General features: G+C 43.5%; 11 protein-coding genes. All 11 read left to right on the top strand.

Translation table 11 applies throughout. The features are described 5' to 3' along the window. Positions 1-97: 97 nt before the first annotated feature. The 11 genes from OFY17_RS11260 to OFY17_RS11210 all read left to right on the top strand — a co-directional run bounded on the left by OFY17_RS11260 (position 98) and on the right by OFY17_RS11210 (position 13043). Positions 98-817, top strand: coding sequence for a DsbC family protein (locus OFY17_RS11260; protein WP_263530838.1), 720 nt, complete (start codon positions 98-100; stop codon positions 815-817). A gap of 145 nt (positions 818-962) precedes the next feature. Then, positions 963-2264, top strand: coding sequence for a homoserine dehydrogenase (locus tag OFY17_RS11255; protein ID WP_263530837.1), 1302 nt, complete (start codon positions 963-965; stop codon positions 2262-2264). Between the two features lie 14 nt (positions 2265-2278). Next, on the top strand, positions 2279-3664 hold the full coding sequence (thrC, locus tag OFY17_RS11250; protein ID WP_263530836.1) for a threonine synthase: 1386 nt from the start codon (positions 2279-2281) through the stop codon (positions 3662-3664). A gap of 75 nt (positions 3665-3739) precedes the next feature. Then, positions 3740-4459: a 16S rRNA (uracil(1498)-N(3))-methyltransferase gene (locus OFY17_RS11245; RefSeq protein WP_263530835.1), complete on the top strand. Its 720-nt coding sequence runs from the start codon at positions 3740-3742 to the stop codon at positions 4457-4459. 94 nt (positions 4460-4553) lie between these two features. Further along, the gene (gene recJ / locus OFY17_RS11240) at positions 4554-6278 is read left to right on the top strand and encodes a single-stranded-DNA-specific exonuclease RecJ (RefSeq protein ID WP_263530834.1); all 1725 of its coding nucleotides are present in this window, start codon (positions 4554-4556) and stop codon (positions 6276-6278) included. A 124-nt stretch (positions 6279-6402) separates the two neighbouring features. Continuing rightward, positions 6403-7245 carry a bifunctional methylenetetrahydrofolate dehydrogenase/methenyltetrahydrofolate cyclohydrolase FolD gene (folD, locus tag OFY17_RS11235; RefSeq protein ID WP_263530833.1) on the top strand — a complete coding sequence of 281 codons (843 nt, stop codon included), beginning with the start codon at positions 6403-6405 and terminating at the stop codon, positions 7243-7245. A gap of 106 nt (positions 7246-7351) precedes the next feature. Beyond that, positions 7352-7942, top strand: coding sequence for a YecA family protein (locus tag OFY17_RS11230; RefSeq protein ID WP_263530832.1), 591 nt, complete (start codon positions 7352-7354; stop codon positions 7940-7942). Between the two features lie 47 nt (positions 7943-7989). After that, positions 7990-9297, top strand: coding sequence for an aminopeptidase P N-terminal domain-containing protein (locus tag OFY17_RS11225; RefSeq protein WP_263530831.1), 1308 nt, complete (start codon positions 7990-7992; stop codon positions 9295-9297). Between the two features lie 33 nt (positions 9298-9330). Then, on the top strand, positions 9331-10557 hold the full coding sequence (locus tag OFY17_RS11220) for a UbiH/UbiF/VisC/COQ6 family ubiquinone biosynthesis hydroxylase (RefSeq protein ID WP_263530830.1): 1227 nt from the start codon (positions 9331-9333) through the stop codon (positions 10555-10557). Positions 10558-10941: 384 nt separating this feature from the next. Beyond that, on the top strand, positions 10942-11769 hold the full coding sequence (locus tag OFY17_RS11215) for an HDOD domain-containing protein (protein ID WP_263530829.1): 828 nt from the start codon (positions 10942-10944) through the stop codon (positions 11767-11769). A 206-nt stretch (positions 11770-11975) separates the two neighbouring features. Beyond that, positions 11976-13043 carry a Fe(3+) ABC transporter substrate-binding protein gene (locus OFY17_RS11210; protein ID WP_407659429.1) on the top strand — a complete coding sequence of 356 codons (1068 nt, stop codon included), beginning with the start codon at positions 11976-11978 and terminating at the stop codon, positions 13041-13043. The last annotated feature ends 12 nt before the right edge of the window (positions 13044-13055 follow it).

The following is a 13055-nucleotide window of genomic DNA, read 5'->3' as shown; positions in this document are numbered from 1 at the left end:
TATTGTAAAAAAGGCGGCGAAAGTCGCCTTTTTTTATGGAACTAACCTTCTTTCGTACGGCCTAATAGAACACACTTCAATCTATTTAAGGGTTTTTATGAAAAGTAATATCCTATCGTTACCCCGCCTTGCGCTATCCATAGTCATCCTGATGTTGTTTTCCACACGTTTACTGGCTGACCAGTCGACGGTTGTTTCCGCTATAAACTCTGCACTGCCTCAATTTGAAATTGAAAGTATTCGGCAGCACGAAAAATCTGGTTTGTATGTGGTGGACTTAAAGCAAGGGCCAATCCTTTATGTAACCGCAGATGGCAAGTATTTTGTCGCTGGAGATCTTTATCGTATTGAAGATGAAGGCTTGGTTAATGAAACCGAGCTGGTGAAGCTGGAAAAAATTGAGGCTTTGCCAGAATCTGAAATGGTGGTCTTTAAAGCAGATAATGAAAGAGCGCATGTGAGTGTTTTCACAGATGTGGATTGTCATTATTGTCGTATGTTGCACAACGAAGTCGCTAAGTTGAATGAAGCGGGCGTCAGTGTTCGCTATTTGGCTTATCCAAGAGCCGGTATTGATTCAGACTCTTATTTAAAGATGGTTGGCATCTGGTGTTCAGCGGATCAACAGAAATGGATGACAGCAGCTAAGCAAGGCGATTCTGTTCCGCAAAGTAAATGTGATAACCCTGTTGCTGAGCAGTTCTCGCTTGGTCAGGAAGTAGGTGTTAGAGGCACGCCGACGATAATATTGCCTAATGGCGAGATGATTCCTGGTTACTTGCCAGCGGCTCAGTTAGTTGAACGCCTAGGTTTATAGTATCTAACGAGATATTTCACTGTCTAAGTTGATTACTTCGGCCTTTTCTACGTTGGGTTTGTGTTACGCAATCGGTATAATGTATGCCGTTTTGCACAGAATATAATGTCTGATAAAAATTAAATGGTCTTTGTGAGGTATCGTTTTGAAACCGGTAAAAGTCGGGATTTGTGGGTTAGGAACTGTTGGTTCTGGTAGTTTTAATATTCTGCAGGAAAATGCAGAAGAGATTGCACGTCGTGTAGGCCGTAGTATTGTTGTTGAGCAAGTTGGAGCACGTCGTGATAATGACGCATGTGACACTACTGGAGTGAATGTTACTCGCGATATTTTCGATGTTGTTAATAACCCTGAAATCGATATTGTTATTGAGTTGATTGGCGGTACTAGCGTTGCAAAAGAGCTGGTCTTGAAAGCAATCGAAAATGGCAAGCATGTTGTAACTGCTAACAAAGCATTGATTGCTGAGTGTGGTAATGAATTGTTTGCCAAAGCACAAGAAAAAGGCGTAATGGTTGCCTTTGAAGCGGCTGTTGCTGGCGGCATTCCAATTATCAAGTCCCTTCGAGAAGGTCTATCTGCTAACCGTGTTCAGTCTTTGGCTGGCATTATCAATGGTACTGGCAACTTCATCTTGTCGGAAATGAGTGAGAAGAAGCGCAACTTTGATGATGTGTTGGCAGAAGCGCAAGCACTAGGTTACGCAGAAGCAGACCCAACATTTGATGTTGAAGGTATTGATGCAGCGCATAAGCTAACTATCTTAGCGTCCATTGCTTTTGGTATTCCTCTACAATTCGAAAAAACCTACACAGAAGGTATTAGCCAAATCACTTCAGAAGATGTGGCTTTTGCTGATGACCTTGGCTACGCCATTAAGCACCTTGGTATTGCGAAACGTACGGATGCCGGAATTGAATTGCGTGTGCACCCAACATTGATTTCTTACAAGCAGTTACTGGCGAATGTGAACGGTGTGATGAACGCTGTTATGGTTCAAGGTGATGCGGTAGGTCCAACATTGTCTTACGGTGCTGGTGCTGGTGCGCTGCCAACAGGTTCTTCCGTTATTGCTGATGTAATTGATGTGGCTCGTGCGATTTCATCAAGCCACGAAAGCCGAGTGCCTTACCTAGGCTTCCATGCAGATACTTTGTCAGATGATGCGATATTGCCAGTAGAAGAAGTGGAATGTGGCTTCTTCCTAAACTTAACGATTAAAGATCGTGCAGGTGTATTGGCCAACATTACGCAGATTTTATCGACAAATGACATCAGTATTGAGTCTATTATCCAGCGTGAGCGCGAAGGCAGTGATAGTGTGCCTTTGGTGGTTATGACCCATGATGTCAAAGAACAAAATATGAACCTAGCCATTGCGGCTATCGAAGCTTTACCTGATGTGGTTGGTAAAATTCAAAGAATTCGTGTCGAACATTTGGCATAAAGAGAGAACAAGATATGAAATACATTTCTACGCGCGGTAAAGCGCCTGCGCTTTCATTTGGCGATGTTTTATTAGCGGGTTTAGCTAATGATGGTGGTTTGTATGTGCCAGAAACCTTGCCTCAATACAGTAAAGAAGAAATCGCTTCATGGGCTAATTTAAGCTACCAAGAATTGGCTTTCAAAGTGATGTGGCCTTTTGTTGAAGGTGACATCCCTGAAGACGCTTTCAAAAAAATGATTGATGAAGCCTACGCTGGTTTTAATCATTCTTCTATTGCGCCTATGGTTCAGGTCGGTAACAACGAGTGGATACTTGAGCTATTCCGTGGTCCAACACTGGCGTTTAAAGACTTCGCTTTACAACTACTTGGCCGCTTGATGGATTACGTTCTTGCTGAGCGTAAAGAAAAGTTGGTTATTTTAGGTGCGACCTCTGGTGATACGGGTTCTGCTGCTATTGAAGGCTGTCGTCATTCAGAGCACTTAGACATCTTTATCTTGCACCCTTACCAGCGCGTATCAGAAGTACAGCGTCGTCAAATGACAACAGTGATCGATGACAATGTCTTTAATATCGCAGTGAAAGGCAACTTTGATGATTGCCAAGGTATGGTTAAATCCAGCTTTGCAGATCAGTCTTTCTTGAAAGGTGCTAAGTTAGGGGCAGTAAACTCGATCAACTGGGCGCGTATCATGGCGCAGATCGTTTACTACTTCTCCTCTGCTTTATCTGTTGGCGCGCCACATCGTAAAGTGTCTTTCTCTGTTCCTACTGGAAACTTTGGTGACATTTTCGCAGGTTACCTAGCGAAACGAATGGGTTTACCTATTGATCAGTTGGTTGTTGCAACAAACCAAAATGACATTTTGCACCGTGTGATTGCTGAAAATGACATGAGCCGTCAATCATTGAACGTAACCTTGTCTCCAAGTATGGATATCATGGTTTCAAGTAACTTTGAACGCCTATTGTTTGATGCTCATGGTCGTGATGGTGCGCAAATTGACGACTTAATGGCACGTTTCAACAGTGGTGACGTTTCATTGAAAGATCAGGCATGGTCTTTTGTGAAAGAGAATTTTGATAGTTTTAAAGTAGATGACGAGAAAACGTGTGATGTTATCTCCGAAGTCTTTAAAGAGACTCAATACTTGCTTGATCCACATACTGCGATTGGTCTAGAAGCAGCGCGTAATTGCTGGAAAGACAAGTCAGTTCCTTTGATCACTTTGGCGACAGCGCACCCTGTTAAGTTCCCAGAAGCGGTTGAAAAGGCTGGTTGTGAGTCGCCTAAGTTACCAGAACACATGAAAGATCTATTCGAAAGAGAAGAGTCTTACACTGTGCTGGACAATAGCTTGGCAGATGTTCAGTCCTTCGTTGCAAATAAAATCTAGTGCTCTGAGAGCAGCTAGCATCCGTTAGCTGCTCTATCCTTCCCGTACCTTCACTTCCAAAGACTTCACCTAGTTATGAATTTAATCTTACTTGACCCTAAGCAGATGCTAAGCGATTTATCTTATGCTTTATCAGAGCGTCAGCAGACTCATATTCATAAAGTGATCAAAGCGAAATCTGGTGAGAGGTTACGGGTAGGTGTTTTGGGTGGGAAGATTGGTGAAGGAATATACGAAGCTGAAACACCAGAGCAACCAGCTCATATTCATTCCGTCGTGTTATCTGCTGAGCCGCCAGCGCCTTTACCCATGACTTTGGTTATGGCGCTGCCTAGACCTAATATGCTGAAACGAACTTTGCAGAATATTACTGCTATGGGCGTAAAAGATATTTACTTGATACATTCAGCAAAGGTAGAAAAAAGTTATTGGCAGAGCCCAGTATTAAAGCCTGAATCGATCCACCAGTGTTTGTTGGAAGGCTTGGAGCAAGCAAAAGATACGACTCTTCCCAAACTGTCATTTATTCCTAGATTTCGCCCTTTTGTTGAAGATCAGCTACCAGCTTTGTTGGAAGAGAAAGAAGGGCTTCTGGCTCATCCTTACCAAGCGAAACCTTGCCCGATTAACTTACAGAAACCATGTGTTTTAGCTTTAGGGCCTGAGGGTGGTTGGAACGAGTTTGAGGTGGGTAAGTGGTTGGAAGCAGGCATGGAATCTGTTCAATTAGGAGAGCGAATTCTCAAAGTGGAAACGGTTGTCCCAGTCTTATTATCCCGCCTTTATCCAGCTTAATTGCTTTTTTGTCTCTAAATTCTTCAGTGACCTTAGTCACGATACTTGTCGTGTTATCCTTGTGTTATTCATCATTTAGAGTGTTTAAGTTTTTATGCGTATAGATCGTCGTCCTATTTCAGAAGCCGAACTTCAACTGCCAGCAAATATGTCTGCTACTTTGCAAAGAATATTTGCCTCCCGTGGCGTGACGACGACAGAACAAATAGATTATAGGTTACCTCATTTGCTAAGGCCTGACGCTTTGTTTGATTTGAAGAAAGCGGCTTCTATCCTAGCGGATGCGATTATGGCCAATGAGAAAATCCTCATTGTGGGAGACTTTGATGCGGATGGAGCAACGAGTACGAGTTTAGGTATTCTTGCTTTAGAGGCGATGGGCGCTATAGAGCCAGATTACCTAGTCCCTAACCGCTTTGAATTTGGCTATGGCTTAACCCCAGAGATTGTTGAAGTGGCCAAACAAAAGTCGCCTTCCGTGTTGGTAACGGTGGATAACGGTATTGCCAGTATTGATGGGGTATTGGCCGCCAAAGAGTATGGTATGAAGGTGGTTGTTACTGACCATCACTTACCGGGCGATGCCTTGCCAAATGCGGATGCTATCGTCAATCCAAACCATCCAAACTGTGAATTTGGCAGTAAACACTTGGCAGGGGTTGGCGTGATTTTTTATGTCATGTCCGCTCTACGTGCTGAGTTGAAAAGTCGTAACTGGTTTCTTGATCAGCATATCCCTGAGCCGAAAATGGCAGACTATTTAGATTTAGTTGCCCTTGGTACGGTGGCGGATGTGGTGCCGTTAGATGCTAATAATCGAATCCTTGTTCAGCAGGGCATCAAACGCATTCAAGCTGGCTTAGCTCGCCCTGGTATCCTTGCGCTTCTTGAAGTAGGTCGTCGAGAACATACCCAGTTGAAAGCGTCAGATCTTGGTTTTGTCGTGGGGCCTAGGCTCAATGCGGCAGGGCGCCTTGATGATATGTCTGTGGGTATTGAATGTCTGTTAGCGAACCATGCCCATCAAGCGCAATCTTATGCGCAAAAACTTGATCAACTCAACCGTGAAAGAAAGTCCATTGAATCGGATATGAAAGAGCAGGCTGAATTGGTTCTGGAAGGCCTGCTAGATGATGATCAAGATATACCAAATGGTATGTGTTTTTATGATGCTGATTGGCACCAAGGGGTTATTGGAATTTTAGCCTCGCGAATGAAAGACAAGTGTTACCGTCCTGTGATTGCTTTTGCTCGCGTAGCAGAAGGGGAGCTGAAAGGCTCTGCTCGCTCAATACCGGGAGTACATATACGTGATGCGCTAGACTTATTAGCGAAACGTTATCCGCAATTGCTCAGCAAATTTGGTGGTCATGCCATGGCGGCTGGGATGACAATAAAGGAATCCCATTACGAAGCCTTTCAGTTGGCATTTGATGTGATCATCTCCGAATGGGTAACAGAAGATCAGTTAGAAGCGGTCTTATTAACCGATGGCGAACTGATGCCTGAAGATTTTAGCTTAAGCTTTGCAGAACAGGTTAGACAATCTGGCCCTTGGGGACAGAACTTTCCTGAACCTTGTTTTGATGGTGTTTTTGACGTTTTACAGCAACGTTTAGTGGGAGAAAAGCACCTCAAGCTTATGGTGCGGGAGCCGAAAAGTGGCCTTCTTTTAGATGCTATTAGTTTCTTTGTAGATTTAGAAAAATGGCCGAATCAAGCGCTAGAGAAAATTCGCTTAGTTTACAAATTGGATATCAATGAATTTCGCGGCCAGCGTAACTTACAATTGATCGTGGATTATTTAGAGCCTGCTTAGGATAGTGGGTTCTTAAACTAAAAGAATTCATTAACAAATTCATCTAATCAGTGCCTATCGAATTCAAACTTGAGGTACAATATCTTTCCCTCGTATAACCCTCTATTTTTATTGGAGCTCATTCATGACTGCATTGGTTCTTGATGGCAAACTTTGCGCCAAAGACACTGAAACTCGCCTACAAGCACAAGTTGCGGAACTTAAAGAACGCACTGGCTGCACACCTATATTAGCGACTATTTTAGTGGGTGCTGATCCAGCATCAGCAACGTACGTAAAGATGAAAGGTAATGCTTGTCGTCGTGTAGGTATGGATTCAATGGCCATTGAACTGCCAGATACAACGACGACAGAAGAATTGCTGAAAACCATTCAAGACTTGAATGATAACCAAGATGTACATGGCATTTTGCTACAACACCCTGTGCCAGAGCAGATTGATGAGCGTTTGTGCTTTGACGCTATTGCAGCCCATAAAGACGTAGATGGCGTTACTTGCCTTGGTTTTGGCCGTATGGCAATGCAAGAGCCAGCCTACGGTGCAGCAACGCCAGCGGGCATCATGCGTTTATTAGAAGCTTACGATATTGACCTTGAAGGTAAGCATGCAGTAGTTGTTGGCCGTAGCCCAATTTTGGGTAAGCCAATGTCAATGATGATGTTGAATGCCAATGCCACAGTGACAATCTGTCATTCTCGCACTAAAAACTTAGCTGAACTAATTAAACAAGCTGATGTGGTAGTGGGTGCTGTAGGTAAACCAGAATTTATTAAAGCAGAGTGGATTAAAGATGGCGCAGTGGTTGTGGATGCTGGTTACCATCCAGGTGGTGTAGGTGATATCGAATTAGCTCCTCTGACCGAACGCGCCTCAGCTTACACACCTGTGCCGGGTGGCGTTGGTCCAATGACAATCAATACTTTGATTCTACAAACACTTGAATCTGGTTTGAAACAGCTGGGCTAATCTAGGCTGAATTAAGATAGGCAAAAAGTTTGCTAATCTCTAGAAAAGCCGCATCAATGTATGCGGCTTCTTTTTTATATATTGGATAAGAATAGGTAGTCATATTATGTCGACAGACATGCTAAAAGATGCGCTGGATTTTGATTTGATCGCAGACGTTTTTGTTACCGAAGAAATTACTGCTTCACCTGCTGAGTTACATGGTCAGCTATGCGGTTATTTGGCGTCAGGTGTTACTTTACCATTAGAAGATTGGTTAGCTATGGTGGTGGAGTTTTGTGATATCGAAAGCTGGAAAGAAGAAGCGAGCCGAGCGGCTATCGTAGAGCTTTATACTGCCACATTAACCCTTTATCAAAATGGTGAGTATGCGTTAGTGCCTTGTATGGCCGATGATGATGCAGACCTAGCGGACAGAGGCGTAACCTTGTCGCAATGGGCGCATGGCTTTCTAGCGGGTTACGGTTTGTCTGGTCAGAAGAATGACCTTTCTGAAGAAACCAAACAGATCTTAAGGGACTTTGCCAATATCTCTGGTATGCAGTCCGAAATGCGTGTCTTAGAAGACAGTAATGAAAACGAAGAAGATTTAATGGAGTTGGTTGAGTACGTTAGAGTGTCTGCCATGATGATGTACACAGAGCACCATGACATTAATCCAGACGTTGATCACACTAAGACAACCCCATTGCATTAAGATAATTAGCTAACGCCGTTTTATTGTTTCATTAGGAGAAATTTTCCATGCAGATAGCAGCTCATGTTTATGCGGATCGTCGTCGTCGCTTGATGGCCTCTTTGCCTGACAATAGTGCGGTGGTGATTCGTACGGGGGAATTGTCGACAAGAAACAATGATTGCGATTATGAGTTCCGCCCTCACAGTAGTTTTTTCTATCTGACTGGCTTCCCTGAACCGAGCGCCTATGCCGTTATTCATCCTAATGGCGACTTAACTCTAATCACCTTGCCTAAAGACCCAGAGAAAGAGTTATGGGATGGTTTTCGCTTCGGCAGTGAAGGGGCTATCGAACATTTTGGTGCTGAGAAAGCAGCGGTGCTAAGTGAATTAGATTGTACTCTAGTTGAAAGCATGGACGGCGTTGAACACATTGCTTATCTATTTGATGATGCTTGCCTGCGCGAAAAAATAGCGGGCTGGCGAGATACGCTAGCGTCACGCGCAAGAGCGGGTGCGGTGGCTCCAACTCAGTTTATTAACTTAGCGAATTTTGTTGCTGAGATGCGCCTTGTTAAGGATGAGCATGAAATTGCTATTATGGAGAAAGCGGCACAAATTAGTGTAGAAGCTCATAAGCAAGCAATGAAGTCTGTTTGCCCTGACATGATGGAATATCAGCTTGAGGCAGAAATTAATTACACCTTTATGAAGTCTGGCGCTCGCCAGCCTGCGTATAGCAATATTGTCGCCTCGGGTTCTAATGCCTGTGTACTGCACTATATAAAGAATGATGAAAAGATCGATAATGGTGACCTTGTACTTATTGATGCAGGCGCTGAATTGGGTTGTTATGCAGCCGACATTACTCGTACTTTTCCTGCCAATGGTAAGTTCAGCGAACCTCAAGCGGCTCTCTATCAATTAGTTCTAGATGCTTACTATGCGGGTTTGAAAGAGTTAACGGTTGGCTCACCTTATGAGGCGTTCCATAAAACTGCGGTTAAAACCTTAACACAAGGCTTGGTTAAACTTGAGTTATTGGAAGGTGATGTGGATACCCTGATCGAAGACAATGCTTACCGCGATTTTTATATGCATAATACTGGTCATTGGTTAGGTTTGGATGTGCATGACTGTGGTGCTTATAAAGTAGACGGGACATCAAGAATACTAGAAGAGGGTATGGTATTAACCCTAGAGCCGGGCTTATACATTGCTGCGGATAATCAAGCTGTCGATGAAAAGTGGCGTGGCATAGGTATTCGCATTGAAGATGATATCCTGATCAAAGCAGAAGGGCCTTATGTATTGACCCACGGCTTGCCAAAAGAGATAGATGAGATCGAAGCCTTCATGGCGGAAAACAATTAATCGAAAAGATTAACCAGTAGCGGAGACAGTTGAATGGCTAAATCGTACGATGTAATCATAGTGGGTGCCGGAATGGTTGGCTCATTATCGGCGATATTACTGGCAAATTCTTCTTTACGAGTTGCCCTTATCGACAAACATAATGGTGACTATACTCTATCTACACCACCTGCTTATGACGCAAGAGTAAGCGCCATTTCTAGTCAGTCCAAGGCGCTTTTACAGGCCGCTAACGTTTGGAATAATTTACCTGAAGGGCGGGTAGAGACTTACGATAATATTGTCGTCTGGGATGGTTTAGGTTCTGGTTATATTGACTTCAATGCGGGCTTTGCTGCCATGCCTGAGTTGGGGGATTTAGTTGAAAACGCGGTACTTAGCCAGCAACTGATGACACAAATTCAAACTCACTCCTCGATAGACTTGTACCTTGATAATGGCTTAGCTTCCTATGAGTTAAGTGAGTCCGGTGCTACAGCAGAACTGTTATCAGGTGAGCGTATTGAGAGCCAAGTATTGGTTGCGGCCGACGGCGCTGCTTCAAAGCTGCGTTCAGAAAATGGCTTTTCCACAGTAGAGTGGGATTATGGTCATACTGCCATAGCTGCGACGATTGAAATCGATCAAACTCATAATCACACGGCTTGGCAGAGTTTTGGTGAAGAGGGTGTTTTGGCTTTCTTACCCCTGCCAGAAGTAGACAATAGGCACTTTGTTTCTATTGTCTGGTGTGTTCCTCCAGAAGAAGCAAAAAGCCTTACGACATTATCCGATGAGGCGTTTTGTCAGCGTTTGCATTACGCCATTAATAAGCGCTTTGAAGTGCTTAGTATTACCCGTTCAAGGCAGGCAATACCTCTTCGTCAAAGGCACGCCAAAGAATATGTGCAGTCTGGTATTGCGCTCATTGGCGATGCCGCCCATACCATACACCCGTTAGCAGGGCAGGGGGCAAACCTTGGTTTTGCTGATGTACAGGCATTGGTCGAGGTACTGAGTAAAGCCCATAAACGCGGTGAGAGCCTCGGTAATAGTCGGGTGTTAAGACGATATCAAAGAGTCCGTATGCTGGATAACATTTCTATGGCAGCTGGCATGGAAGGTTTTAAACGCTTGTTTACAACGCAGCAACCCTTATTAGTTCAGCTAAGAAATACGGGGATGAAGGCGTTTAATTGCCAGTTATCATTAAAGAAAAAAATGATCGCCCGTGCAGCGGGGGTAAGGAAGGTACGAACAAGCCCACTGACTTCAGCGTGAGGATAACTCTTGCTTATTCGAGGCAAGCTTCGCCGTCCAATATTGAACATATTGGCAAGAAGCTTAACAAAGAATAAAAAGTGTTTAGACCACGCCCTTCGGGTCTTTCAGAGGAATGACCTCTCTGCGTTAAGAGTGATTGAAAGGTATTAACATTCCTGCTCACTCTTGTCTTGATAGATCATTCCTCTGATAAGACTGAAGTTCAGAAGGCTTATTCGTACCTTCCTTGAACTCTTTTTCAAAGGTGTGAAGATTTACTCTTGTGTCAGCAAACAAGCTATCATAATCTTTTACGACTTCATGTCTAATTTACAAAAATGTAACTTAGACACTTTAATATTCAATAGTACAAAGCGATAAACAAAAGAAAGGTGCGGCTGTATGCAGGTCAAAGATATTCTTCAAAGAACAGATAAGCTTCCTAATGTTCCAGATGTTGTCCGTGAATTGATTCAACTCCTGAATGATCCTAATGCGAAATACGAGGAAATCTCGGAGAAGGTGACGAAGGATCAAACTATATCCTTAAAAGTTTTGCGTATTGTTAACTCTGCTTATTTTGGCCTTTCTAGAAAAATTTCTTCGATCGAGGAAGCGACTGTTTTACTTGGAATGGATAAGCTTAAAACACTGGTTATTGCATCAGGCTTTGCGAATTCTGTAGACAGTGTTGAAGGGATTGATCTAAAAGCTTTCTGGTCTGATTCATTTCGTGTTGCTGGTTTAGCACAATGGTTCGCGAAACGATCAGAAGACGTTTCTCCAGATGACGCTTTTACTGCGGGTATCGTACATAACATTGGGCGCTTATTAATCCATTTGACTGAGCCTGAAACAGCGAAGCAAATTCAAACTATGGTCTCCGAGCGTAAAGCTGGGCGAGTAAAAGCTGAGCTAGACCTACTTGGCTTCACCTCCCAAGAAGTTGGTAAGGCGCTCACTGATTTATGGAAGTTCCCTTCTAACTTGGGCAATGCTGTACAGCAACATCAAAGACCTTTTGCAGATGATGACCCACAGCCATTGGCTTGTGTATTGAACTTAGCTTGTTACATCAATGCTTGTATTCGTCATGATAGAGAAGCAGATCTAGTTCGAGAAGGCTTTCCACGTAGCGTTGCCAAGGCGGCTGGACTATCAGAAGGTATTGTCTATGAGCTAGACGATGCCCTAGCAATTGGTGATGAGTTAAACCAGTTACTGGATTAATTAATCAAGGTAAGGCTCTTGTTTGAGTTATGTGTTCGTAGAGATCAACACAAGAGCCTTTACTACCATTGACTAGATAATTAATTTTTATCTTAATGTTAAAGTTTCTAGTAATGATAATTGCTAGTGTTTGACATTATGCTGTGTTAATTTTTGTCTCGCTTTTCTTTTTTCTACTCATCCACCAAATAGAAGGCTTTATAACAGTGACATTACGCAACTTGATAAACAAATTAGATAGACGAGTAACTTTTGGCCGTATTGGTTTTGCGGCATTAGCCTCTTCTTTGCTGCTTGCAAATCATGCTCAAGCTCAAGGTGAAGTAAATATTTATTCTGCACGTAAGCAAGCCTTGATTGCCCCTGCGTTAGATGCTTTTTCAGAGCAACATGACGTGGTAGTTAACCTGATTACTGGGTCTGCGGATGCTCTTTTGAGTCGATTACGTGCAGAGGGCAGTGCCAGTCCTGCAGATTTGTTTATCACTGTTGATGCTGGTCGTTTATATCGCGCCAAAGCTGCAGGTGTTTTGCAGCCTCTTGAAAGCGATGTGTTAGCGGCGAATATACCGAGCCACTTGCAAGATGCAGACAAATATTGGTTTGGTTTATCCCAGCGTGGTCGAGTGATTTTCTATAACCCTGAAACAGTTTCTCCATCTGAACTGTCTACTTATGAAGACCTAGCTGACCCTAAATGGCAAGGTCGAATTTGCGTACGTTCATCCGCTAATATTTATAACCAGTCTCTTGTTGCTTCCATGCTTGAAGCCAGCGGCAGAGAGAAAACACAGTTGTGGATCAATGGTTTGGTATCTAACCTAGCGCGCCCTCCTTTTGGTGGCGATGTGGATCTATTAAAAGCGGTCGCAGCGGGTGTATGTGATGTGACGTTGGCAAATACTTACTATTACGGTCGTCTTGGTCAAAGTGCCAATCCAGACGATAGAAAAGTGTATGAAAGCGTAAAACTTTTTTGGCCAAACCAAGCTGATGGTGAGCGAGGCGCTCACATGAATGTAAGTGGTGCAGGTATTACTGCGGCAGCAACTAACATTGAAAACGCTAAATTGGTTATTGAGTTCTTAACTAATCATGAGTCCCAAGCTTGGTATGCCGACGTTAATAACGAATACCCAGTAGTCGAAGGTGCACAAGTGCCAAAAATGCTTCAGCCTTTCGGTGAGTTCCGTGCTGATACCTTGTCTCTTAGTAAGCTAGGTGAGAATAATAGAAAAGCGGTTGAGCTAATGGATATCGGAGGCTGGAAGTAGCCTTCTTTACTG

Origin of the sequence: Marinomonas sargassi (assembly GCF_025716875.1) — a bacterium.
Lineage (GTDB): Bacteria > Pseudomonadota > Gammaproteobacteria > Pseudomonadales > Marinomonadaceae > Marinomonas > Marinomonas sargassi.
The sequence above is the reverse complement of the archived record's forward strand: the minus strand, read 5'-3'. Positions and strand labels throughout refer to the sequence as shown.

What these genes read in the sequence shown, in the direction of transcription:
- OFY17_RS11245 (WP_263530835.1), top strand. Translation starts at nt 3,740, where the DNA reads ATGAATTTAATCTTACTTGACCCTAAGCAGATGCTAAGCGATTTATCT.
- folD (WP_263530833.1), top strand. Translation starts at nt 6,403, where the DNA reads ATGACTGCATTGGTTCTTGATGGCAAACTTTGCGCCAAAGACACTGAA.
- recJ (WP_263530834.1), top strand. Translation starts at nt 4,554, where the DNA reads ATGCGTATAGATCGTCGTCCTATTTCAGAAGCCGAACTTCAACTGCCA.
- OFY17_RS11220 (WP_263530830.1), top strand. Translation starts at nt 9,331, where the DNA reads ATGGCTAAATCGTACGATGTAATCATAGTGGGTGCCGGAATGGTTGGC.
- OFY17_RS11230 (WP_263530832.1), top strand. Translation starts at nt 7,352, where the DNA reads ATGTCGACAGACATGCTAAAAGATGCGCTGGATTTTGATTTGATCGCA.
- OFY17_RS11215 (WP_263530829.1), top strand. Translation starts at nt 10,942, where the DNA reads ATGCAGGTCAAAGATATTCTTCAAAGAACAGATAAGCTTCCTAATGTT.
- OFY17_RS11225 (WP_263530831.1), top strand. Translation starts at nt 7,990, where the DNA reads ATGCAGATAGCAGCTCATGTTTATGCGGATCGTCGTCGTCGCTTGATG.
- thrC (WP_263530836.1), top strand. Translation starts at nt 2,279, where the DNA reads ATGAAATACATTTCTACGCGCGGTAAAGCGCCTGCGCTTTCATTTGGC.
- OFY17_RS11260 (WP_263530838.1), top strand. Translation starts at nt 98, where the DNA reads ATGAAAAGTAATATCCTATCGTTACCCCGCCTTGCGCTATCCATAGTC.